The organism is uncultured Mucilaginibacter sp. (assembly GCF_903893715.1).
GTDB lineage: Bacteria > Bacteroidota > Bacteroidia > Sphingobacteriales > Sphingobacteriaceae > Mucilaginibacter.
In genome coordinates this window covers 64,109-87,484 of sequence record NZ_CAITNG010000094.1, presented here as the reverse complement: position 1 = coordinate 87,484, position 23,376 = coordinate 64,109, and the positions used below count along the sequence as shown (strand labels likewise).

At 45.0% G+C, this 23,376-nt stretch carries 17 protein-coding genes; 2 read left to right on the top strand and 15 right to left on the bottom strand.

Going from position 1 to position 23,376, the window contains the following annotated elements:
• Positions 1-30: 30 nt before the first annotated feature.
• The 10 genes from QZX97_RS10860 to QZX97_RS10815 all read right to left on the bottom strand — a co-directional run bounded on the left by QZX97_RS10860 (position 31) and on the right by QZX97_RS10815 (position 18,964).
• Complete coding sequence (locus QZX97_RS10860) at positions 31-1,080, bottom strand: glycosyl hydrolase 53 family protein (RefSeq protein ID WP_295649795.1); 1,050 nt, start codon at positions 1,078-1,080, stop codon at positions 31-33.
• 34 nt (positions 1,081-1,114) lie between these two features.
• Positions 1,115-3,097, bottom strand: coding sequence for a type I pullulanase (gene pulA, locus QZX97_RS10855; RefSeq protein WP_295649800.1), 1,983 nt, complete (start codon positions 3,095-3,097; stop codon positions 1,115-1,117).
• Positions 3,098-3,139: 42 nt separating this feature from the next.
• Positions 3,140-5,035, bottom strand: a complete 1,896-nt coding sequence (locus QZX97_RS10850) for an alpha-amylase family glycosyl hydrolase (RefSeq protein ID WP_295649802.1) — start codon at positions 5,033-5,035, stop codon at positions 3,140-3,142.
• A gap of 11 nt (positions 5,036-5,046) precedes the next feature.
• On the bottom strand, positions 5,047-6,414 hold the full coding sequence (locus QZX97_RS10845) for an MFS transporter (RefSeq protein WP_295664646.1): 1,368 nt from the start codon (positions 6,412-6,414) through the stop codon (positions 5,047-5,049).
• Positions 6,415-6,482: 68 nt separating this feature from the next.
• The gene (locus QZX97_RS10840; RefSeq protein WP_295649808.1) at positions 6,483-8,333 is read right to left on the bottom strand and encodes a glycoside hydrolase family 13 protein; all 1,851 of its coding nucleotides are present in this window, start codon (positions 8,331-8,333) and stop codon (positions 6,483-6,485) included.
• Between the two features lie 11 nt (positions 8,334-8,344).
• On the bottom strand, positions 8,345-10,795 hold the full coding sequence (locus QZX97_RS10835; protein WP_295664645.1) for a glycoside hydrolase family 31 protein: 2,451 nt from the start codon (positions 10,793-10,795) through the stop codon (positions 8,345-8,347).
• Positions 10,796-10,932: 137 nt separating this feature from the next.
• Complete coding sequence (locus QZX97_RS10830; RefSeq protein WP_295649813.1) at positions 10,933-12,030, bottom strand: SusE domain-containing protein; 1,098 nt, start codon at positions 12,028-12,030, stop codon at positions 10,933-10,935.
• An 81-nt stretch (positions 12,031-12,111) separates the two neighbouring features.
• Positions 12,112-13,725: a RagB/SusD family nutrient uptake outer membrane protein gene (locus tag QZX97_RS10825; RefSeq protein WP_295649815.1), complete on the bottom strand. Its 1,614-nt coding sequence runs from the start codon at positions 13,723-13,725 to the stop codon at positions 12,112-12,114.
• A gap of 31 nt (positions 13,726-13,756) precedes the next feature.
• Positions 13,757-16,762, bottom strand: coding sequence for a TonB-dependent receptor (locus tag QZX97_RS10820; protein ID WP_295649817.1), 3,006 nt, complete (start codon positions 16,760-16,762; stop codon positions 13,757-13,759).
• Positions 16,763-17,362: 600 nt separating this feature from the next.
• Entirely contained in the window at positions 17,363-18,964 is a 1,602-nt protein-coding gene (locus QZX97_RS10815; protein ID WP_295649819.1) for a DUF6377 domain-containing protein, read from the bottom strand.
• A 279-nt stretch (positions 18,965-19,243) separates the two neighbouring features.
• Between QZX97_RS10815 and QZX97_RS10810 the strand changes: the two genes are divergently transcribed.
• A complete protein-coding gene (locus tag QZX97_RS10810) occupies positions 19,244-19,771 on the top strand; it encodes an SRPBCC family protein (protein WP_295649821.1) in 528 nt (175 codons plus the stop codon).
• 78 nt (positions 19,772-19,849) lie between these two features.
• The gene (locus tag QZX97_RS10805) at positions 19,850-20,308 is read left to right on the top strand and encodes a KTSC domain-containing protein (protein ID WP_295649824.1); all 459 of its coding nucleotides are present in this window, start codon (positions 19,850-19,852) and stop codon (positions 20,306-20,308) included.
• Between the two features lie 20 nt (positions 20,309-20,328).
• Here the strand turns inward: QZX97_RS10805 and QZX97_RS10800 are convergent, their stop codons facing one another.
• From QZX97_RS10800 to QZX97_RS10780, 5 genes are all read right to left on the bottom strand, one after another.
• Positions 20,329-20,649: a protein tyrosine phosphatase gene (locus tag QZX97_RS10800; protein ID WP_295649827.1), complete on the bottom strand. Its 321-nt coding sequence runs from the start codon at positions 20,647-20,649 to the stop codon at positions 20,329-20,331.
• 3 nt (positions 20,650-20,652) lie between these two features.
• Complete coding sequence (locus QZX97_RS10795; RefSeq protein ID WP_295649829.1) at positions 20,653-21,024, bottom strand: type II toxin-antitoxin system death-on-curing family toxin; 372 nt, start codon at positions 21,022-21,024, stop codon at positions 20,653-20,655.
• Positions 21,021-21,209, bottom strand: a complete 189-nt coding sequence (locus QZX97_RS10790; protein ID WP_295649831.1) for a hypothetical protein — start codon at positions 21,207-21,209, stop codon at positions 21,021-21,023. The genes QZX97_RS10795 and QZX97_RS10790 overlap by 4 nt, the downstream gene beginning before the upstream one ends.
• Before the next feature lie 105 nt (positions 21,210-21,314).
• On the bottom strand, positions 21,315-21,851 hold the full coding sequence (locus QZX97_RS10785; RefSeq protein ID WP_295649834.1) for a hypothetical protein: 537 nt from the start codon (positions 21,849-21,851) through the stop codon (positions 21,315-21,317).
• Between the two features lie 92 nt (positions 21,852-21,943).
• Entirely contained in the window at positions 21,944-23,254 is a 1,311-nt protein-coding gene (locus QZX97_RS10780; protein WP_295649837.1) for an amidohydrolase, read from the bottom strand.
• Positions 23,255-23,376 lie beyond the last annotated feature (122 nt).

Genomic DNA, 23,376 nt, shown 5'->3' with positions numbered 1-23,376 from the left:
TGCTTACAAAAATTGGATGGAAATTTATGCCTAATTGATTGAAAAAGCGTCCATTGCAGTTGTGGGACGGCCGGAATTATCAAACGCCCCCATAGAATAACTTTGCCAGTTATACGCTTCGGGCTCCCAATAAAACACGCCCAGGCCATTGCCATTGGGGACAGAATTTACCTTGGTGATTATATCGGTAATAAAGGAATTGGTAATGGCCGGCGAGTTGACATCCATGCCTATTTCGCATATCATAACGGGTTTGCCGTAACGGCTCACCATATCGTTCATGTTGGTGAGGCATTGGCCATCCAAGGTTGCCCAGTTTGATGTTGATGGATATAAAGACATCCCGATAATATCGTAATTGGCGTTGTTAGCCTTTAAACCATCGAACATCCATCGAAACAAACTGTTATCGTAACCATTCGAAATATGGACGATTACTTTTATGGAAGAATTGACAAACTTTACCGCATTGTAGCCCGCATTGACCAGCAGCGCGAAGTTTGCCATATTGGTGGATGCACGGCCATCTTCCCAAAGCATACCATCGTTGGTTTCGTTGCCAACCTGTACCCAAACAGGTGTTATGCCGTTGGTCTTCAGGGTAGACAATACATCGACCGTGTGATTATAAACCGAGGTTTGCAGTGTGGCGATATTTTGCCCAACCCAGGCTGCGGGTTTGGTTTGATGGGCCGGGTCGGCCCAAACATCGCTGTAATGAAAGTCGATCATGATTTTCATACCCAGATTATTGGCGCGGATGGCTTTGGCAAGCAGGTCGGCTTTGTTGCACCAACCATCGGATGGGTTTACCCATACACGCAAGCGGATGGCATTCATACCTTTATCTTTCATCAGTTGAAAACAGTCTTCAACCGCACCCGAGTTATTGTAAAACTTATATCCTGCCGATTCCATTTGGGTAACCCAACTGATGTCGGCCCCTTTGGCAAAACTTGCGGGCAAGCCAATAGTGGTAGTTGTATTGGTTGAACCATTGTCGCCCGTTGAGCCGCCCTTGCTGCAAGCTGTTACCACAAACAATGCAGCCAGCAGGCTGATATATCTAAACTTCGTCATGGTTATAATTGGTTTGGTGGTTCAAATATAGGGCTTAATTGTGTAAGATATAAAGCGCCGTTGCCGGGATAGTAAGCCCTGTCGTAATCCCTTTATTTAACGGCTTTTGCTGCACCTTATTTTCATTGGCTACCAAATCCCAGTTACCCGGTGGCAGCTTAACCGTTTGGGCTGTGGTATTGCCATTGATGATGACAAGGATATCCTTCCAGGCATCGCCATTGGCATGTTCTTTCAGCCGGTACATAATTAGGTTGGGATTCGCGGTATCCATAAACTCCAAATGGCTGCTTATCATCTGCGTTGAGGGCATCCTGAAAGCGGGGTGATTGCGACGCAGCCAAACCAAAGATTTATAATAGTTAAATACGGCCTCATATTTTGTTTTGCGGCTCCAGTCTATCTCATTGATACTATCGGGCGATACGTAAGAATTGGCGACTCCATGTTTGGTGCGCAACAGTTCGACGCCCGAGTGCAGGAACGACACGCCCTGCGATGTGAGTACCACCGCGTTGCTCAACTTATCCATTTGTATCAGCTGAGCTTCGGTGGCATCGGGGTTGCTTATTTTTAGGCGATCGAACAGGGTATTATCGTCGTGGCAGGATACATAGCTAATGGTTTGATAAGGCTGTGCCGCCCAAGGTACTTTGGAGTAATTTACCATGGCATAATTAACTTGCGGATGTTGGGTTGATGCTACAATACCAAACTTTATTGATTCGGCCATGCCGGGTGCACCGCTTACAAAGCCTTTGGCTTTCACGTCACTCCAACCACCTTTTAGAGCATCGCGCAGGTCGTCGCTAAAGGCGGCAATTTTGTTGAGCCGGGGCACATTCTTTTTTATGGCGCGCTGGTTTTCGGGCAGCGGGGTTGAGCCTGCCGTCCAGCCTTCTCCGTAGATAAATATGGTAGGGTCAATTTTATGCAGGGTATCGCTGATAGCGTTCATGGTCGCTATATCGTGCACACCCATCAGGTCGAACCGAAAACCGTCCAGATGATATTCCTTCGCCCAGTACACAACCGATTCTATCATAAACTTACGGACCATGGTACGTTCGGAAGCGACCTCGTTGCCGCAACCTGTGCCATTGCTGTAGGTGCCATCGGTATTGGTACGGTAAAAGTAGCCCGGTACAAACTGGTTAAAGTTGGAGTGTTGGATATCGCTGGTATGGTTGTAGACTACATCCAATATTACCCTTAACCCGTTTTTATGGAGGGCTTGCACCATCTGTTTAAATTCTCTGATGCGCACGTTGCCATCGTGAGGGTTGGTGGAGTAACTGCCTTCGGGTACGTTATAGTTGAGTGGGTCGTATCCCCAGTTGTATTGGGTGCCAGATCGTTTGGTCTCATCAACACTGTTAAAATCGAATGAAGGCAAGATGTGCACATGGGTGATGCCGAGCTCTTTAATATGGTCGAGGCCGGTTGACTGCCCGTCGGGATTTTTAGTACCCGTCTCGGCCAGGCCTAAAAACTTGCCTTTATGTTGGATGCCCGAATTGGGGCTCACAGAAATATCCCGGATGTGGGTTTCGTAAATGACGATGTCGGTGAAGTTTTTCAGCGGCGGGCGCTTATCTGATGCCCAGTTTAGTGGGTTGGTGGCTTTCAGGTCGACCACCATACCGCGGTGCCCGTTTACCCCTACCGCTTTAGCATAAATATCGGGCGCTTCGTCAGGCCATTTACCATCCCGGTTAACCTGGAAGGTATAGTATTTGTTTTTGATGTTGCCTACAACACCTATTGCCCACAGGCCATTATCCTTTGGCATCATGCTTTTGGTAAAAGCGGGTTGCCCACCATCGCCGGCATCGTATAGCCTGAGCCTTACCTCGGCAGCGCCTGGTGCCCATACTTTAAACGTCGTCGCCTTCGGGGCATAGGTAACTCCGAGGTCTTTGCCCGCGTAAACGGGCACTTCATTGGCAACGGGCATTTGGCGAAAAGGCCCGATAAAGAAGTTGAGGAACGCTAAAATCAATACTGCTCTCGTCATGTTATGCCGATACTTTTATAAACCACAGGTTTTAACCGGCTGTTATTTTAATGCTGTTGTGCTGTATACATGGTATTCGCCGGGTGCCAATGTGATGGCGTACGATGTTGATGACGGCACGGTAATGCTGGTGCCGGTAATGTTATCATAATACGTGCCCGCCGCCGGGAAGTTGATACTGGTTGGCTGCGAAACCACATCGAAATTACCGACTACCTCTACATTGGTTGATGGGTCTAACAACTGTATCCATTTAACCGGACCAGCCAGACTATAACTAAAGTTGGTGGTGGCAAAAACCGGATTATTGATCTTCCATTTTATCATTTTGCTGTAAATGGTTTGCAGGTGTTTGCGGTTAACATCGGATGTGTAATTCCAAACGATAGGTTTATCGCCCAGGCGGCCATTATAGTTTACACTATAATCGTAACCCAACTCGCCAAATTGCCACAGCATTTTAGGCCCGGGGGACGAGAACATGAATACGGCACCCATTTCGTTACGTTTTAAACCGGTTGGGATGTCTTTTGTGGTGTACGAGCCCGAACTGTTACCAAATTGTTCGTTTTTATACATGAGCCGTTCTTCGTCGTGGCTTTCAAAGTATGATATAAGCGCGTAAGGTGCGGTAAAACTGAACTGGTTATAAAATAGCCCGGATATATCCCAGGATGGATTGGTAGCATAACCCATAGTAGCCTGCTCGCTGCTGCCACTTAAGTTGTTCCACATCATCATGCCTTGGTTTGCCAATTCCGATTCTTCCTGGTTACCGGCAAAATATTCCAATATCACATAAAAATTAGGGTCGATGCCTTTCATATAACTGTTATATGCTTTCCATGTAGCAACCCTGCCGGCATCATAATTGGCCCAACTGGCTTCGTCGGCAGAGTAGGTTTGGGTATAACCTTTAGCCTCATCGAACCTGTAACCATCAATATGGTACTCCTGCATCCAGTACTTCATTACTCTTTCGGTATAATACTGCGTATAGGCACTCTGGTGGTTGAGCTGATAGCCAACTGCATCAGGGTGCATATTGGCGACATCAAACCAGGGATTATCGGCCGTCGGCACACCATTTGCGTCGCAATACATCCGCACCATCGGCGATGAGCCGAACTGGTCTTCCAATACAAAATCCTGTATAACAGCTATACCTTTTGCGTGGCAGGCATCAATAAAAGCTTTATAGGCATTTTTTGTGCCGTAATATTTATCCAACGCCATACCGAAGTTGGTATTATAACCCCATGAGTCGTTGCCTTCAAACTCGTTTACGGGCATCAGTTCGATGGCGTTAACGCCAAGGTTGGCAAGATAGCTTATGGTATCCTTCAAAGTGCTGTAGCTGTGTGTGGCTACAAAATCGCGCACCAGCAACTCATATACTACCAGGTTTTTGGGGGCGGCGCGGGTAAAGTTAGTGGTTGTCCAGGTATAAGCCGGTTGTACGGGTTGTACAATGCTTACTATACCTGTTTGCCCTGCCGGGTAAGCTTTCAGATTGGGATAAACGCTGGCCGGTATGCCGGGGTCGTTTGCCGGGTCGAGCACCTTTTCGGTATAGGGGTCGGCCACCTTGATGGTACCATCGATTAGGTATTGATAGGCGTATTCTGTAGTGGGGGTCAAGCCGTCAATCTGTATCCACCAATGTGTGCCATCGGGTGTTGGGGTCATGGCGGCAGGCTGCCAGTTATTAAATTCGCCTATAATGCTTACCGAGCTTTTGCCGGGCGCGGTGAGGTCGAATATAACAGAAGTGCCTGAGTTAAGTATGGTAACGCCATCGGCAACACCAGCCGGGAGGTCTTTACCATTTGGGAACGGCACGCCTCCACCACCTGTACCGGGGTCGACGCTTTTTTTGCTGCAACCCAAGCTCACTAATAACGCGGCTGCAATCAGTAATAAATATGTCCTTTTCATTATGTTTTTATTTAGATAGTATGATGTTCAATGTTTTTGGCCGGTTCAAATGATTCAGTATGGTCAGATTCAACGGTTTCTACGGGTAAAAATTTTATATCCTTATTGTCCTGCACGTAAAGTACAGAAACCGCGCCGCAAAGCATAAATATGCCCGCCAACACAATGGCGTAAATGGCTTCGCCACCAAAGATGTTTTTCACTATCCAGCCACCAAAAAAGCCGTTAATAATTTGCGGGAAAGTGATAAAGAAGTTGAAAATTCCCATGTACACGCCCATTTTTTTGGCGGGGATGGAGCCTGATAAGATAGCGTAGGGCATGGCCAAAATACTCGCCCAGGCTAAGCCTACCCCTATCATTGACAGGATAAGCATCGTTGGGTTTTGGATAAAGAATATGGAAACCAAGCCAACTCCACCAATAGACAATGAAATAGCATGAGCCATTTTACGACCGATTGCACGCGCCAGAGCAGGCAAAAAGAAAGCCGCGTATATGGCAGATACGCCATTGTATACCCCAAACATCAGCGTAACCCAATCGCCCGCTTTTGCAAAATTTACGGAGGTTGTATCGCCGGCGCGAACATGGTATACGTGTTGCGAAATTGCAGGAAAAGCAAATACCCACATGGAAAATAAGGCAAACCATGAAAAGAACTGAACCAAGCCTAACTGACGCATTGTTGCGGGCATTTTAGCAAAGTCCTTGAATATCACCATCACGCTCTCCTTTTGCTGTGTTTCTTCTTCTTCAGGATGAAATTTGGCGTTTTCTTCGGGAGAGTATTCTTTGGTTTTGAATATCGTCCATAACAAGCAGGCAATCATTACGACAGCACCTACATAGAACGAGTAGATTACGTTATGCTGTACATGACCGGCAACAGCTTTTTCGGGGGCCATAAAATGCGTAAGCACCCAGGGGAAAACCGAACCGGCAACAGCACCAACACCTATCAGCGCAGTTTGAATAGAGAATCCCAGGCTACGTTGGCTATCGGGCAAATTATCGGCGATGAGCGCGCGAAAAGGCTCCATGGCTACATTGAACGAGGCATCCATAATCATCAGGATACCCGCTCCTATCATTACCGGTGGCAAAAACAACAAAACAGAAGCATTGGGCATAAAAAGCAACGCGATACCAGACAAGATACCACCTGCCAAAAAATAAGGTTTACGACGGCCTAAACGGTTCCAGGTATGGTCGCTGTAATGCCCGATGAGCGGTTGAATAATCATGCCCGTTATAGGGGCTGCCAACCAAAAAAGCGAAAGATGCTCGACATCGGCACCGAAAGTTTGCAGTATGCGCGATGCATTGCCGTTTTGTAAAGCAAAACCAAACTGGATGCCCAGGAAGCCGAAGCTCATGTTAAAAATTTGCCAGAAGGTTAGCCTGGGCCTTTCTACAACTTTTCTCATCGTCATATTTAGTCTATTTATTTGGCCAGCTCGAGCACCAGGGCACCTTTGCTGTTTATATTTATGTTTGTTATGGCCGGCAATTGCTCGCCCGTCATCACATTTTTTGCTTTTGTAAACCCGGCCATGCGCTCAACAAACCTGTCGGTAGTTAGGGTAGCATCTTTATCGCCGCTGTTATAAATTACCATTACGGTGCTTTTGGCATCGTACCTAAAATAAACGAATATGCCTTTTTGGGGTATGTACTCCATCATTTTACCGGTTTGCAAGGCGGTGGTATTTTTGCGGTAATTTGCCAGCGTGCGTACATAGTTAAAGGCTTCGTTTTCCCTGTCAGTTCTACCCGCGGCAGTAAACTTGTCTACCTTATCGCCGGGGAAACCGCCGGGGAAATCGGAGCGTACCAAGCCATCGGGGCGTGAGCGGTTTTTCATCAGTATCTCATCGCCGTAGTAGGTTTGCGGTATGCCACGCAGCGTGAGCAGCATGGTCATGCCAACCTTGTATTTGTTGAAATCTTCATCGACCACCGAGAAGAACCTGTCCATATCGTGGTTATCTAAAAACACCACGTTTTTGGTCGGGTCGTGATACACAAAATCCTGGGCCAAAATACCGTACAAACGATTTACACCGCCATCCCAACCGTCTTTACCATTCAAGGCCTCGGCAATGGCGTCTTTAACGGCCGCATCGGTAATGCCGGGCAAATGGGTATCAAAACCGCGGTTAACCGTATTGCCCTCTTCAAAATAGGCTTCATTCACCGGTGCCTGATCCAATACTTCGCCAAAAATGGAGAAATGAGGATATTCGGCTTTTACTTTTTGAGCCCAATCGGCCATGTAAGGGGCATCGTTGTACGGGTAGGTATCCAGACGGAAACCATCTACACCGGCGTATTCGATCCACCAGATGTGATTTTGGGTAAGATAATTTTGAACGTAGGGGTTGTTCTGGTTCATATCGGCCATATGGCGGTCGAACCAGCCGTCGAGCATTTGCTTGGTATCGGATGCTGCAGCATGCGGGTCCGTAACGGCACCGTACCTGAAGTTGGAGTTGGTATATTTTGGCCATTGGTGCACCCAGCTTTTCATGGGCATATCGCGGATGAACCAATGCTCGGTGCCTACGTGGTTGTGCACCAAATCTTTAATCACTTTTAAGCCCATGGCATGGCATTTTTCAACGTATTGTTTGTACAATTCGTTGGTACCATAGCGTGGGTCGGTTTTATAATGGTCGGTAACGGCGTAACCATGATATGAAGCATGTGGTTCGTCGTTCTCAATTTCAGGCGTCATCCAAATGGTGGTAACGCCCAGGTCTTTCAGGTAATCCAAATGGTTCATCAAACCTTGTATATCGCCACCGTGGCGGGAGTACATCGAATCGCGGTTAACGCGGGTTTCGCGCATGTTTGCGAAAGAATCGTTACTTGGGTCGCCGTTAGAGAAACGGTCGGGCATGATGAGGTAAATAAAGTCTTTATCCGTTACACCCTGTGCGCGAATGGCATGGTCGCGTTTTAAAAGGTTATAGGTATAGGTCAGGTTTTTATCACCTGCTTTTATAAAGCTGATAGCGAAGGAACCGGGTTTGGCAGCGTGTGAAATATCCAGATCAAGGAACAGATAATTCGGGTTTTCCACCTTGTGCACCTGTACCAATTTTACACCGGCGTAGTTCATTTTAACCGTGCGGCCGGCAATGTTGTTACCATGCACAATAAGCTGCAGTTTGGTATTCTTCATACCTACCCACCAAAACATTGGCTCAACACGTTCCAAAGCCGGTACCTGCGCAAAAACGGTTGCCGATAAAAGCAGCAAACAGGTAATGATGTATATTCTAATTTTCATTTTTAACATGCTTAGTAAGTGATTGAAAACTGCGTGTTATCGTTTTTAACAAAGGCGCTCTTTACACGGTCGCCTTCTACATTGTGGCTGTTACCCTGCGGGTCGAATTTTGACACGGGGGTTAGGTACGATACAAAGTCGTTGTTGAAAGCAGCTGCCTTGTTGTTTATTTTAAATGAGGCATTGCCATCGAAACCATGCATCACCAATTTAATGGTATTGAATTTTGATTTGAAGGAACCCTCAACACTTCCGAAAGTGATGCTTCGGTTAGCGGCATCATAACTAATGGCTCGTTTAAAGTAAGCTCCGTTTTCATAACCAAAGCTCTCACCATCATCCTCATAATACACATATTGGTTGTTTACAGCACCATTGTAGATATGCACCACCAGGGTATCGGTAGGTAGTTGAGCGGTAGTTTGCACCAGCGATTGCATCGGGATAATGCTGCTTTCTTTTACATAAACCGGTAACTTGTGAGCTGATAGCTCGATGATTTTTGATTGGCCTCCGGATTGTACCTCACCGGTGTACATATCATACCATTTACCTTGCGGGAAATACACTTTGCCAAAACCTGCCGTGCCGTCGAAAGGAGCAACCAGAAACGCGCTGCCAAACAGATATTGGGTTTGGAATTGGGTGTTATAAATATTGGGGTCGAATGTATAATCGATAGCCAGCGAACGCATTAAGGGCTGACCGTTTTGTGTGGCTTGATAAAATGCGGAATACAGGTAAGGCATCAGCATATAGCGCAGGTTAACGTAATTGCGCGATGTTTCGAGCACCTCTTCGCCAAAGGTCCAGGGCTCGGCCGATTTGGTATTAACAGCGGTATGGTTGCGGAAATATGGGTTAAAGGCGCCAATCTGCATCCAGCGGCCAAAAAGCGCGGGTGTACCGTTGCCCGCAAAACCACCAATGTCCATTCCCGTAAAGGCAACACCGCTTAGGCCTAAGCTATTCAACAAACGAACGCCGAGCAGCATGTGGCTATCTTCGGCGCGGTTATCGCCTGTCCAGATGGCCGAGTAGCGTTGAAATCCCGCATATCCTGCCCTGGTCAATATAAAAGGGCGTTTGCCGAAGGCGGCCTTGGCACCTTCGTAGCTGGCGCGGGCCATTTGCATGGCGTATACATCGCGGGTTTGCAGGTGCGATGCCTTGTGGCCTTCATAATCAAAAATGATGTTATCGGGCATTTTTTGGCCCCAGGTGGCAATCTCGTTCATATCGTTCCATAGCCCGCTGATGCCATCATCGCCATACTTCTTTATCTCATTTCCCCACCAGGCACGACCTTTGGGGTTTGTAAAATCGGGGAAGTTACACCAGCCGGGCCAAACTTCGCCCTGGTAGTTGGTGCTATCGGGATATTTGGCGAAGATGTTGGCTTTCACTCCGCGGTCGTAAACGCCGTATCCGGGTTCCACTTTAACGCCGGGGTCAACAATCACGGTTAGTTTAAAGCCCATGTCCTTTAGTTTAGCCGTCATGGCTTTAGGGTCGGGGAAACGTGTTTTGTCCCAGGTAAACACCTTGTATTTATCCATGTAGTGGATGTCGAGGGTGATACCATCGGCAGGTATCTTTTTCTCCCGTAAGGTTTGCGCTATGCGGAACACCTCGGTTTCGGGATAATAGCTGTAGCGGTTTTGCTGATATCCCAAACTCCATAGTGGCGGCATTTTCATGCGGCCTGTAAGGGCGGTGTAGGCCGTGATAATATCGGCTATATGTTTGTTGTAGATGAAGTAATAGTTCATTTCGCCGCCACGTGCGCCGAATGATGAGAAGCGGTTATTACTTGCACCAAAGTTGAAGTCGGTTTGATAGGTATTGTCTAAAAATATACCGTAGTTGATGTTGTGGTGTATACCGATGTAAAACGGTATGGTGGAATAAATAGGGTCCTGGGTATCTGAGTAACCAAAGGCATCCGTATTCCAGTTGGTATAACCTGTTCCCCTGCGGTCGAGGTTACCGGTTTTTTCGCCGAGGCCGATGAAGCGCTCGCCGTCTTGCATTTTTTTGTAGGTGGTAACCGATTCGTTTACCCATGAGGTGGTTAAACCGGTTTCATCCTCACTTATTAACGCGCCGTCCTTATTATAAAAGCTTAAAGAGAACGGGCTTTTTTTGATGACGGCTTTGAGCGAGTCGGTAAGGATGGTTACTTCCTGGGCGTTTTGGGTGATGTTTGTATTGGTTTTTTGTGGGGTAGCGATGATGGCGTATGAAAAATCGTCGCCCAGTTTCTTTTTATCTATCCTCACCCTGATTACCCCGGGGGTATAAACAGTAATTTGGGCAAAGGCATTATCGGTAACTACATTAACCTGCTGGCCCTGTACATCAACGCTGTTGACATTGCCGATACCTTTTACCTGGGCCTGCAAAGTGGTATGGCCCAAAAACAGTATAAATAATAATAAACAGGTGTGTTTGATGTTCATATTAGTGTGTTAGCATCCAGGCAATGGAAAAAACCATTGTCAACATGTATTTATTGGCTTAAATTAAGCTATAGCTTTTGTAAAACCAACCTGCAATTATTTTGCAGGTTGGTTAAATTGAAGTCAGTCAATAGTATTTAGTGTATTGAGTAGGTAGCTGTAACCGACGGCGTAACACCTACAGCAGTTATAGGGATAGTAAAGCCTATAGTATAAGTTTTGGCTGTTGTGATGTTGATGTTACCACCATTATTGTCAGTCGCATCTACCCCATCAGCGGGAGAAATATCGCCCCAGCTATAAGTCCAATCATGATTTTGACGAACCTTGAACTGGCCAACTATCATCGGTACGGTAGCAACCCATGTGCTCGTACCATCGTTGAGGTATTTCATGTCGCTGTCTGTAGACCATGCAGTGCCCGGAGGCGCGCTACCAATCAAGCTGTAATAATTTACGGCCTGGAAGGATATGGTATTCAGGTTTAGGTTCAGGGTTACCAAATACTGGCCTGCAGTGCTTGGCGCGTAAAAGTTGTTGTTAGCATTGTAGGTAACCGTTGAGCTTGTTGAACCTGTAGGGTCGTTTGTCGCGTATTTATTGTTCCAGTTTTTAGCTGGCAAAACCAAAAACTGGTTGTTACCGGCCGTAAAATTGATAATACCTATATAAATACCATTGCTTGTAGCTGAGTATAAGCTATCTTCCTGCGGACCTGGGTTAGCCCAGCCTTCGTAAGCGCCGGCAACGTATAACCACGATTTTAAGTTGAACGGCGTAACAGTAATTGGCACTACAGCCGAATATACTGATGTGTTAACACCAATAGTGCTTTGGATACGGGCGTTAATAGTTGCGGCTGTACCACCTTTTAAGCCCATTTTTAATAAAATGGTGTTAAAATCGCTGGTGTTATAGCCTTGGCTAAGCACATTGGTACTCATGGTAACCGAATAAGGGTGAGCCCAGTTATCGCCGGGTGCGTCCAATTGGAGGATGTTAACCACCGCGGCCGCATAACCAAAAGATGGTGCGGTAAAGGAGAAAGTTTCGACAATTGTCGGGTCGGTTAGTTTGGAAGGGCTTAGGGTAGCGGTTGGTGCCGAAACAGTAAGTGTGCTTGCCGAACTACTGGTCAGGTTGGCGGTTGTTAAAACCCCATCCTTTTTACATGACGCGAGCGCCAGCAGCGAAAGGCCGCCGAACGTTAGCATTTTAGTGATCAAGTTTTTCATTATAATTTTTTTTAAGTTTTATAAAAGCTGTTTTTATAATGTAACAGCGAGGGGCAGAACCCCCTGCTGCTATTTATTTTTTTAGTATCCCGGGTTTTGAGCCAGATTCGGGTTAACCGACCGATCTGCATCAGGTATTGGGAACAGGTTGCGGAAATCGGGCACACCTGCGCCGGCTTTTACGCCACCTTTAAATGGCCACAGATAACTGCTGCTGGTAAACAATCCGTAACGTATCAAATCGGTACGACGGAAGCCTTCCCAATACAATTCGCGTGCACGCTCATCTAAAATAAATTGGGTTGTTAATTGGCCTGCTGTAATGTTGCCTGCCAAGCTGCCATTATAAGCGCGTGTCCTGATGTTATTGATATAGATTAATGCCTGAGCGGCTGTGCCACCTGAGCCACCACGTAATACGGCTTCAGCATAAATCAGGTACATTTCGGGTAAACGGAACAAAGGTTCGTCAACATCCGAAAAGCTGTTGCTTTGGCCCTGGGCGCCGGTACTGGTTACGTTCCTCCATTTGTTTACGGCGTATCCATCGGTAAAGCTGGTCACATCGTTAATGGTAAGGTTTTGGCCAACGGTGTAAAACTCAGCACGATAATCAGGGTTGCCGTTTTCAGGGAAAGTAGTGTTGGTATTGGCCGGGAAAAGGTTTACCAAACTACTTGTTGTACGGACACCTGCCCAACCACCGGATATACCGAAGGAAGATGAAGGCATTGAACCGCCAACAGGCGCGTGTGTCATAAACGTTGTACCGCCATAACCTTGTATGTTGTTACCATCGTACTCAATAGAAAAGATATTCTCGCTTGTATTTAAGTTATTGTCGGCCAAAAACAGGTTATCATATTTAGGAATCAGCGTATAACCAGCGCCAATTACTTTGGATGCATAGGTAATGGCATCGGTATAGCGTGCTGTGCCGGTATAAACCTGTGCATTTAAGTAAATACGTGCCAACAATGCCCAAACTGCGGCCTGATCGGCGCGGCCATATTGGTTTTGTTGAGGTGCTACCATTAAGGGGTCTATCGCTTTCAATTCGCTTTCAACATAGCTGAACAATGCAGCGCGGGTTGTTTGCGGAGGGATAATAGAACCAACAGCGTTAGCATCGGTTATAAAAGGCGGTTGAGCAAACAGGTCCATTAACACTGAGTACTGATAAGCGCGTAAAAAACGGGCTTCAGCCTGATAGTATCGAATTTTGGTCGCATCAGCCCCTGAAATACCACGGGCCGATAGATTAGCATCGCTCGACTGGCGGATGAAATCGTTAGCCAAGGTGATTTGGTATAAGCAACGTTCGTACAAACCCGTTAGGATAACGTTTGATGATGACCAGTTCATTTGGTGCAAATCAGGCACGCCCGGGTCGCCCCATGCTATTACGGCTTCGTCGGTAGGCAATTCTTGCGCGTACCAGTATAACCTGAAAAAGTCGGAGGTACCTTCGTCAATACCGGCGATATCGCCGCTACCCGCAGGGCCCTGATTACCGGTTAACGCAAAGGCACCGTAAACTTTGGCCATTGCTTCTGTGTATCCCAAAGGTGTACTATACACCTGTTGCGATGTAACTTCGTAATTTGGTGCAAGAATGGTATTCTTCTCGCAAGACATTAAACCGGTGCTTAATATCGCTGTAATTACTAATGTTTTAATTGAATTTCTTTTCATATTATTCCTTTCTGTAATAATCAATTCCTAATTACTTTAAGTTCAGGTTTAAGCCTATAGAGTAAGTCCTTGGTCGTGGGTAAAAATTATTATCTATACCGCTCGATACTTCAGGATCTACACCTGTATATTTTGTGATGATGAATACGTTTTGAACGTTTGCTGTAATAGCCAAATTAGCTTTACCATTAAACAAGCTGCCAAAGTTGTATCCCAGGTGGACGTTGTCCATCCTTAAGAAGGAAGCGTTTTGGATATAATAATCCGACAACAAATCGTTACTTCCGTTACCGGTTAAACCACTTGCCAACACATCGGTTGAGCCGTTGTTAATGGTACCAATGGGGTTAAGTATATTACGTTGAATACCTGTGCTTGAAGCTACGTTGTTATACACGTAGTTGCCTAAGCTGGCACGGGCCACAAAACCTACGTTCCATTTTTGGTACCTGAAATCAGAGCTGAATCCGAAAAATTCTTTCGGAGCGGGATCATGATCCTGGTACAAATCCTGGTTGTTTGTAATACCATCTGATTTTCTATCAACAAAAGCACCATCAATTGGTAAACCGTTTGCACCATATACCTGTTGGTAAACATAGAAGGTGTTACGGGCGTAACCTGGTTGGTCGATTTGGATATTGTTACCTGTACCACCAGAAATGCCGCCTACAGCGATGCCCGGGAAGCTCGAGGTAGGAATGGCGGTTAAATTAGTGATTTGGTTATGGGCGAAGGTTACATTGAAGTTGGCAGTCCAGCCGATTTTTTTGGTATCGATGATGTTACCGGTAAGACTAACTTCCACACCGTCGTTTTCCATGTTACCAACGTTGCCGACAATGGTATTGCTAAAGTTAGTACCAGCCGGTTGTTGAATGGTTACCAACAAGTTTTTGGTTTTGTTATAGTAATAATCAACTGTACCTGTGATGCGATTATTCAGGAAACCAAAATCCAAACCTGCGTTAGCGGCGTTTGTTGTTTCCCAGGTACGGCCAGGGTAGTAAGCACCCGGACGATACAAGTTGTAATAGGTATTACCAAACGCGTATTGGGCATTACTGTTACTCAAGCTGTATTGCGATAAATAGTCATAATCGCCGATACCGTCCTGGTTGCCTGTAACACCGTATTCGAGACGTAGTTTCAAGTTCGACAACACTTTGTTATCTTTCAAAAAGCTTTCATTGTTAATCTTCCATGCTAACGCTGCTGAAGGGAATGTGCCGGTTCGTGTGCCCGGTGCAAACTTGGTTGAGTTATCGCTACGAATAGACGCTGTTAAATAATAACGCTGATCGAAATTATAATTGAACCTTCCGTAAACTGACGCAAGGAGATATTCATTGGAAAGGTACTCGTAGTTGTTGTAATTGTTTGCTGAAGCGGTGTTTACTGTACCGTTAGAGAACTGTGAACTATAATACAACCCGCCCGAAGAGAACAATCCGTTTGAGGCTGTATTCACAAAATCCTGATAAGAATAACCGGCTACGGCATCAAAATGACTCTTGATACTTCTTATATCTTTACTGTAGCTTAAAAAGCCTTCAAAAAGTTTGTTTTGCTGATTACCGTTATAAGGGCTGTAGCTACCGCTGTAGTATTGACCATTTTGCAAAACGTCAATATTGGTAGCGGCGTTTGATGGTATGGTAGTACCACCCGAATCTTTAGAAGCATCGTATGCCATGTTCACATTAACATGCAGGTCGGGGAAAAAGTGAACCCTGTAATCCAATGCAAGGCTGGTAATAGCCCTGTATACTGTACTGGTATTGTTGGTTTGATTTAAAATACCAACCGGGTTTAAAGGCGCAAGTGCTTTAAGGCCGCTTGGAGTATTTGCAGGGTCGGTCCATTGCCAGTAACCACCGTACGGCGCATAAGTTGACGCTGCTGAAGTAACGGGAACGGTAGGGTTAAAATCGACAGCAGAGCCGATAACTCCACCTTCGTTCGCAAACCTTTGTTGAACCTGTGAACCTTTAAAGCTAAAGTTGATTTTCAGGTGATCGGTAAATAAACTTGGGTTTAAGTTTACACCACCCGAGTAACGTTGTAACGATGTTGTTTTTAAAATACCATTTTGATCGGTATAACCTAAAGAAACGCGATAAGGTAATTTACCGGCTGTACCCGACACACTGATGTTATTATCGGTGCTTACAGATGTTTGGTAAATTTCGTTTTGCCAATCGGTACTGGCCGTTCCCATCAGGGCTTTGTATTTGCCTGCTTTGGTAGTATCGTTTGCATTAACGTAAGCGCGGAACTGATCAGCACTCAATACCGGAGCTTCTTTTGGCAAGTTTGATACCGAAAGCTGGGTGGTAAAGTTAACGACAGGTTTACCCGCCTGACCTTTTTTAGTAGTGATAATGATTACGCCGTTTGAAGCCCTGTTACCATAAATGGCAGCAGCTGACGCGTCTTTCAATATCGAGAAAGATTCTACATCATTCGGGTTAATCATATCCAGAGGGCTTGCAACACCACCGATACCATCAGGGCTCAAAGGCACACCATCGATGATAATCAATGGTGCGTTGCTACCGTTGATAGAAGCACCACCGCGGATACGGATGGTACTACCCGAACCAGGCGCACCGCTGTTTGATGTGATAGAAACACCGGCAACCTTACCCTGAATCAATTGCTCGGGAGAAGTTACTGCGCCGGTGTTAAAATCCTTTGATGTTACTGTTGCTACAGAACCGGTAAGGTCCTTTTTGTTTGTTGTACCGTAACCAATCACCACAACTTCGTTCAAAGCGGATGAAGCGAGTTTAAGGCCAACATTTACAACAGTGCTTCCGGCCACGTTTACAACCTGAGTTAAAGTTTGGTAACCTACGAAACGAATTTCGAGCGTTACTTTGCCGTTTACAAGGCCTGTGAGTTTGTAGTTACCGTTAATGTCGGTATTTGTAACCTTTTGTGTGCCCTGTATCTGTACAGTGGCCGAAGGGAGGGGTTGGTTGGTCTCGTCGACCACTTTACCGCTGATGCTGCCTGTTTGTGCAAATGCCATTGTTGATATAATGAACAATGAACATAACAGCATGAATTTTTTTAAATAATTATTTCTCATATAATTTAAGATTTGGGAATAAAAAACTTTCATTATGTTATAATTGGTATGTTAAGATTTTTAAGAAAGCTTATTAAGTTGTTAAACAATTAAGGAGGCGGTTGTAACGAGTAGTTACCTTGCGCGAAGTTTACGTTGGGTAAAATGTCTTCATATGTTCATAAATTGGTTTAGCGTGTGTATCCTAAAAATTTATCCCTAAAAAATGATGTGCCACAATTTATTGTTGCACAAAAACTGCGCATCAACAAAAAGCTGTTACATTAAAAAGAGATTACGAATCGGTACTAATTGGTTTTTACAAGTGTCACATTCTTGCGACAATACAAAGTAAAGCAGGATATTTACCATACCCTATTTCTTTAAAAAGAATTTAAAAAAATATCGTGTTTTTAAAAATCAACTATTTGATTTTCAATTACTTGCTAAGTTAGTAGTGCAAAAAAATATAATGCTTTTTAGCGCTTTTTTAAATAAAAAAGTGTTTAGGATCATAAATAAAGGCCTTTTGTAACCAATGGTTACAAAAACAAGAAGTTGTTACGATGATTTGCTTTGCAGATCGACGGCCTTGATTTCCATAATACGGTGGTCGAACTGATCGCCGGGGATGAGGGCTTTGGCTTTGATACGCATTTTGTATACGTAAATTGTTTTTTCGGAGTACTCGAGGATCTTGGCGATGGTTTCGGTATCGCTTACGCCCATGCGTATGAGTGCGAAAATGCGGAGGTCGGTTGTGAGCACTTCATGCTCTTTGGGCCATATCTGATCTTCCTTGTTAAACAGGGAATTGAACTCGTCGATAAAGTTGGGGAATATTTTGATAAACACGTGATCGAAGGTGTAAAACAGCTTATCCCTGTCTTCTTTGATGTTTATCTTATCGATGATGAGGTGGATATCATCATACTTTTTGATGGACAGTTTGGTATCGATAGAGCGCTTGAGTTTTTCGAGTTGCAGGATATAACCTGATATCACGTTAAAGAAATAGCCGATGTACTCCTCTTTAATCTTGGTGCCTTCCAACAACTTTTCGTTGATACGCTCCAGTTGCACATTCTTTTCATCAATGATGACTTCCTTAGCCTTTAAGTTTTTAAGCTGTTTGGATAGCGCGATGGCAAACCAAACAACTAAACCGGTTAACACCAATATGGCTGCCAGGAATATTTGGAAACGGGTATTCTCGCGCTCTATATAATTTACCTTTTCGGACGCCACAATGGGCAACAGGGTGTTTATCTGTATTTTACGCTGACGTGCGCCGTAAAACTCTGCATCTTTTAGGGCTTCCTGCAAAAACAGGTACACGTTTTCGTTATCGCCTTCTTTATACAACAGTTGTGAAAGCCATAACAAAGCCACGGTTTCTTTGGTGGAGGATTTGATATCGCTGATGGCAGCTTTGGCCAACAGATCGATACGTTTGGCACTGTTGGTATAAATATTACTGAGCGTTGAAGCAACGATAGCATACTGGTGCGTGGTGAGCTGGTGATGGTTAAGCAGGTCGAGGAAATCGACAGCGGCTTCGTCTTTTTTACCGTTGTTGAGCTTTTTAAAGCCGGTAAGGTATATTTTGTCGTAAGAGTCGGCGGGGCTTAGGGCTATGGCCGAATCGATGTACTGGTTGGCGAGTTTATTGTAATAGGGGGCGTAGTATTTATCATTATCGTAACTGGCCACATCGTAATAAGCGCGTGTAAGCAATGAGTAGTATTCGAGTTTGGTATTGGCATCCAGTTCACGTACATCTATACCTTTTAAACTTTCAAAGGTCTCTTTAAACATGCCCGATGAAAGCAGGATAAAGGCCATTTTTATTTTACTGAAGTACGCTTTTGGCCTGTCGTTCAACAGCCTGCTTTGGTCCTGCAGTTTTACGGCGAACACATAAGCCGAATCGAACTGGTATGATTTATACTCGTCATACAGTTTAACGGATAAGTTAAATTGCTTGTTGATATCGGAAGTGCCCGCGAGTGCTGCTTTTAAGTGAAGTATCTTATTCTCTTTGTCTTTATCGTAATCTGCTTTTTTATTGAGTTCGGCTTTTAATTCGTCGAGGCTCTCAGACTGCGAAAAGCCGAACAAAGGAAAAAAGGAAATAAGCAGTACAAACAAAAAAAGCTTCATAAACAATAATCTATCGATCAGCACAACAGTGTAAAACCCAAAATAAAAACAACAACAGCCTTAAGTTTATATATAGCCGGACGGCTTATAAAAGTACATAATTTTGCTGTAATTACGTAAATAAATGCTTTAAAGATGTTATTGCCTAATGCAACGAAAAAATATAACAGAAGTTTGACAGGGATTTACCCGATCAAAAATTTTAGCTGACCTTGTAAAATCAAAAAACAGATATATACCTTTATTGATAATTTTTGAAAACCCCTAAAAACCAAGGTTATGACTGTCCTCTACATCATACTCGCCATTATCGCCATCCCGTTTGTAATGGCGATATTTATCCCCGCTGATTTTACGATAGCAAAAGAAGTGATCGTTCACCAGCCTAACCAACAGGTTTACGACTATTTAAAAACCATCAAAAACCAGGATTACTATAACAAGTGGGTGATGACCGACCCGGCCATGACCAAACAGTTTAAAGGCACCGATGGCACCGTTGGCTTTGTTTACGCCTGGCAAAGCGAAAATAAACAGGTGGGCCATGGCGAGCAGGAAATTATTAAATTGATTGATGGTGAACAGATAGACAATGAGATCCGCTTTTTGAAACCCTGGAACGGCACATCGTACGCTACCTTTAAAACAGAAGCCATCAACCCCACCGAAACGGCTGTAAAATGGAGCTTTAGCGGTCATAAAAAATACCCGATGAAGGTGATGCACGTTCTGTTCAATTTGGATAAAATGCTGGGCAAGGATATGCAGACCAGTTTGGACAACTTGAAAACCCTGCTGGAAAAGTAAGCCGGATTGAAAGTTATCATATTGTTAAAAAAAATATAAATGCCTGTAAATCCAAAAATTACAGGCATTTTTGCGCCAATGAAGAAAATTGTTGACTACCGTAAGTTTTTGGGCGTAACCGAAACTGCCCCATTGCAAGAATTAAAAAGCGTATACCGCAGCCTCATGAAAACCTGGCACCCCGATAAGTTTAACGACGACCATGAGCTGAAATTAGATGCCGAACACAAAAGCAAGTACATTATTGAGGCCTACCACTTTTTGGTAAGCATAGCGCCTGAAACCATTGCGGCTTCGTTGCCCGACTATATCACTACTACTACTACCGCTGCTATTTTGGATTTTGAATTTAAGCAGCAAACCCTTACCATACAGTTTACCGATGGCAATACCTACGAGTACTTTGATGTGCCCAAAGCCGTTTATGTTAAACTGGTAAATGCCGATTCGCCGGGTAGGTTTGCCCGCAGGCATATTTACAACGAGTTTGTGTACCGCAGCACCAGCCGTTTAGCCGCGAGTGAGCAGGCCGGGTAGAGGATATTTTACCAGAAATTTCAGAGATATTTGGCTAAAGCCACCTGCAAAATGACCACAAGTTCCGGGTCGTTAAATTGATAGTGGTCTTCAATATCCAGTACCACCATTTCTTTTCCGGCAATAGTCGATGTGAAACGTTGCTTTAACATATCCCGGTGTTTGCGTTCCATCACAAAGATGACATCGGCCCAGGCCAGCAGTTTTTCGTTGACCTTAACGCGGGCCTTGTCGCCGGTGCCGGCAGAGCGGGCGGTATGGTTTGGGTGGTTTTTAAACAACAACTCTGCCGTTGGGCTGCGCCATTGGTTTTTACTACAGATGAAGAGGATGTTGGGCAAGGGCTATTTTATGTGAGTAGTCAACCACTGTTTGATCTCGTCGAAACGAAACTCACCTGTGCTGGCCGAAATTACCAGTGCATATTTTTCATCCTCCGTAGCAAAAATCATCTTGTCCTCTTCAATTATCATCAACTCCATTAATACATAACCAGTACGCTTGTTACCATCAATAAACGGATGATTGATCAAAATACTTTCGAGTATGGAAGCGGCTTTTTCAATGGCTGTCGGATAAAGATCGATATCTCCGAAAGTTGCATAGGGGCGGGCAATGGCCGCTTGCAAGGCCCCAATGTCGCGAATGCCCATACCTCCTCCAAATTGTTCTATAGACCTCTCATGAACTCTTAGGGCATTTGCCAAGCTGATCATTGGGCCAATCTTTCCAATAAGCCTTTGTTTTCCGAAAAGATCTTGTCTATATTTTTTTCCAGCTTAGACCTATCTGCTGTATTCGCTTCAATCTCTTTTACTTGATTTAAAATATAAACTAAGGCATCTTCCGGTACCCTATCAAGTACCTGTTGTATTTCCAATTTAATTTCTGCCGTACTCATATTCAAATTTACTAATAACAAACATTATTTACAACAACACAGCCGTAGGGCTGCGCCATTGGTTTTTGCTACAGATGAAGAGGAGGTGGGGCAAGGGGGATTCAGCTAATCTTTTTGAGCGCCAAGGATTGTCATTCGATATAACCTACCTGTATTGGTATCAAAGTCAAGCATCCAGTGCCCGTCATTGGGTTTGTCTGTATCGGTATGTTCGATTTTAATAAACAAAGTTGTTCTGATATCCATATCAGTTCCGCGTGTTGATTCTTCTGTATCAAACATTTTTTCAACGTCGTCGATCTTCGTCGAACCGTCAAATCTCATTTTAGGACTTTGCAAATAATTGATCTTTGTGTTCCTAAATAAAGCATTATTGAAATAAAGAGAGTCGCCTCGCTTTATAAAAGCCAAATTTTTGAAATAACAATTATTTGATTTGATAACCTGATATTGTGGAAGAACAGAATATGCCATGCTATCAACAACTCCTAAATTAGCTGCGACATTACTATAGCTCTCATGAAACTTCAATACACCATTTATAGTAATACTGTTTGGATCTATATATTCAATTTTCGAGCCTTTCTTTGGCGAATTACATGCTGCAAAAAATGAAACGATAACTAATGTTAAATATCTCATAATGAACTTTTAAATATGCCCCTACCGGGCAAACTTGCCTATCTTACTTTTTCATTGTCGTCTAAATGTTTGTAATTCAAATCATTTGCACATTATTTCTTAGTCTGCATCGCCATATAATCCAAAGCCAAATTGCAAAGCGCTTTCACGCCCAATGTAAACCCGCTTTCATCGATAAAAAAATCGGGGGTATGGTGGGCGGGTGCTGTTAGCGGGTCGCCGCCTTTGGGCAGGCCGCCGAGGTGGATAAATATACCCGGCGCTTTTTGCTCGTAAAAGCTAAAATCTTCGGCGCCGGTTTCGGCGTGGCGCATAATGATGTTATCGGCACTGGCTGTGGCTTGTAGCGTGGGCAGCATTTTGGCTACCAGGGCAGGGTCGTTATAGGTTACGGGGTAATGACTGCTGTAAGGTATCTTCACTTCGGCCGTGGCGCCGTTGGCTTCCGCTATTTTGGTAGCGATGGTTTTTACCCTGTCGATGATCATTTTTTCGTCGCCATCGCTAAAGGTGCGGATAGTGCCGAGCATGGTTACCTGTTCGGGGATGATATTGGAGCGGTTGCCGCCGTTGATGGCGCCAACGGTTACCACGGCAGGGTTATCGGTAATGTGCAGGTTGCGGCTCACTACGGTTTGCAGGGCGCTTACAATTTCGGCGGAGGTAACGATCGGGTCCACGCTGGACCATGGGTAGGCCCCGTGCGATGAGCGGCCTTTTACGATGATCTGCATATCGTTAACTGAGGCCATATCGCCGCCGGCACGGTAGGTGATGGTGCCCACGGGCTGGTACGATTGTATGTGCAGGCCAAAAACAGCATCCACCTTGGGGTTTTCCATTACGCCTTCTTTCACCATTTCTTCGGCGCCGCCTTTTTCGCCGGGAGGCAGACCTTCTTCGGCTGGCTGGAAGATGAATTTAACGGTGCCATGAATATCGGCTTTCATCGAGGCCAACACCTCGGCAACGCCCATCAGGATGGCCATGTGCGAATCGTGCCCGCAGGCATGCATCACGCCAACGGTATTGCCCATATAGGTGGTGGTAACTTTCGACGCGAAAGGCACGGGGGTACGCTCGATAACGGGCAAGGCATCCATATCGGCACGCAGGGCCACCACCGGGCCAGGCTTCCCTCCCACCAATAAACCTACTACGCCTGTTGTTGCTACGCCGGTTTTTACTTCGATACCTAAGGAACGCAGGTGCCTGGCGATAATATCCGCCGAGCGGAACTCGTGGTTGCCCAGTTCGGGGTGCTCATGGAAATCCTCGCGCCAGGCGATGATCTTTTTTTCGATGGCGTCGGCGCGTTTGGCTACTTCGGCTTTGGAGGTGGTTTGGGCATATATTGCAGACATGGTGAGTCCGCAAAACAGGGTGAGTACGATTTTTTTCATTTTTATGAGGTGCGTTAATGGCTAAATATACAGAAATACCGGTGAGATTAAAAATCGTTACTTTCCAAACCGATATGGCCAACTTATTCCATGGAAAAGGTATTTATATCCTTAATACCGGC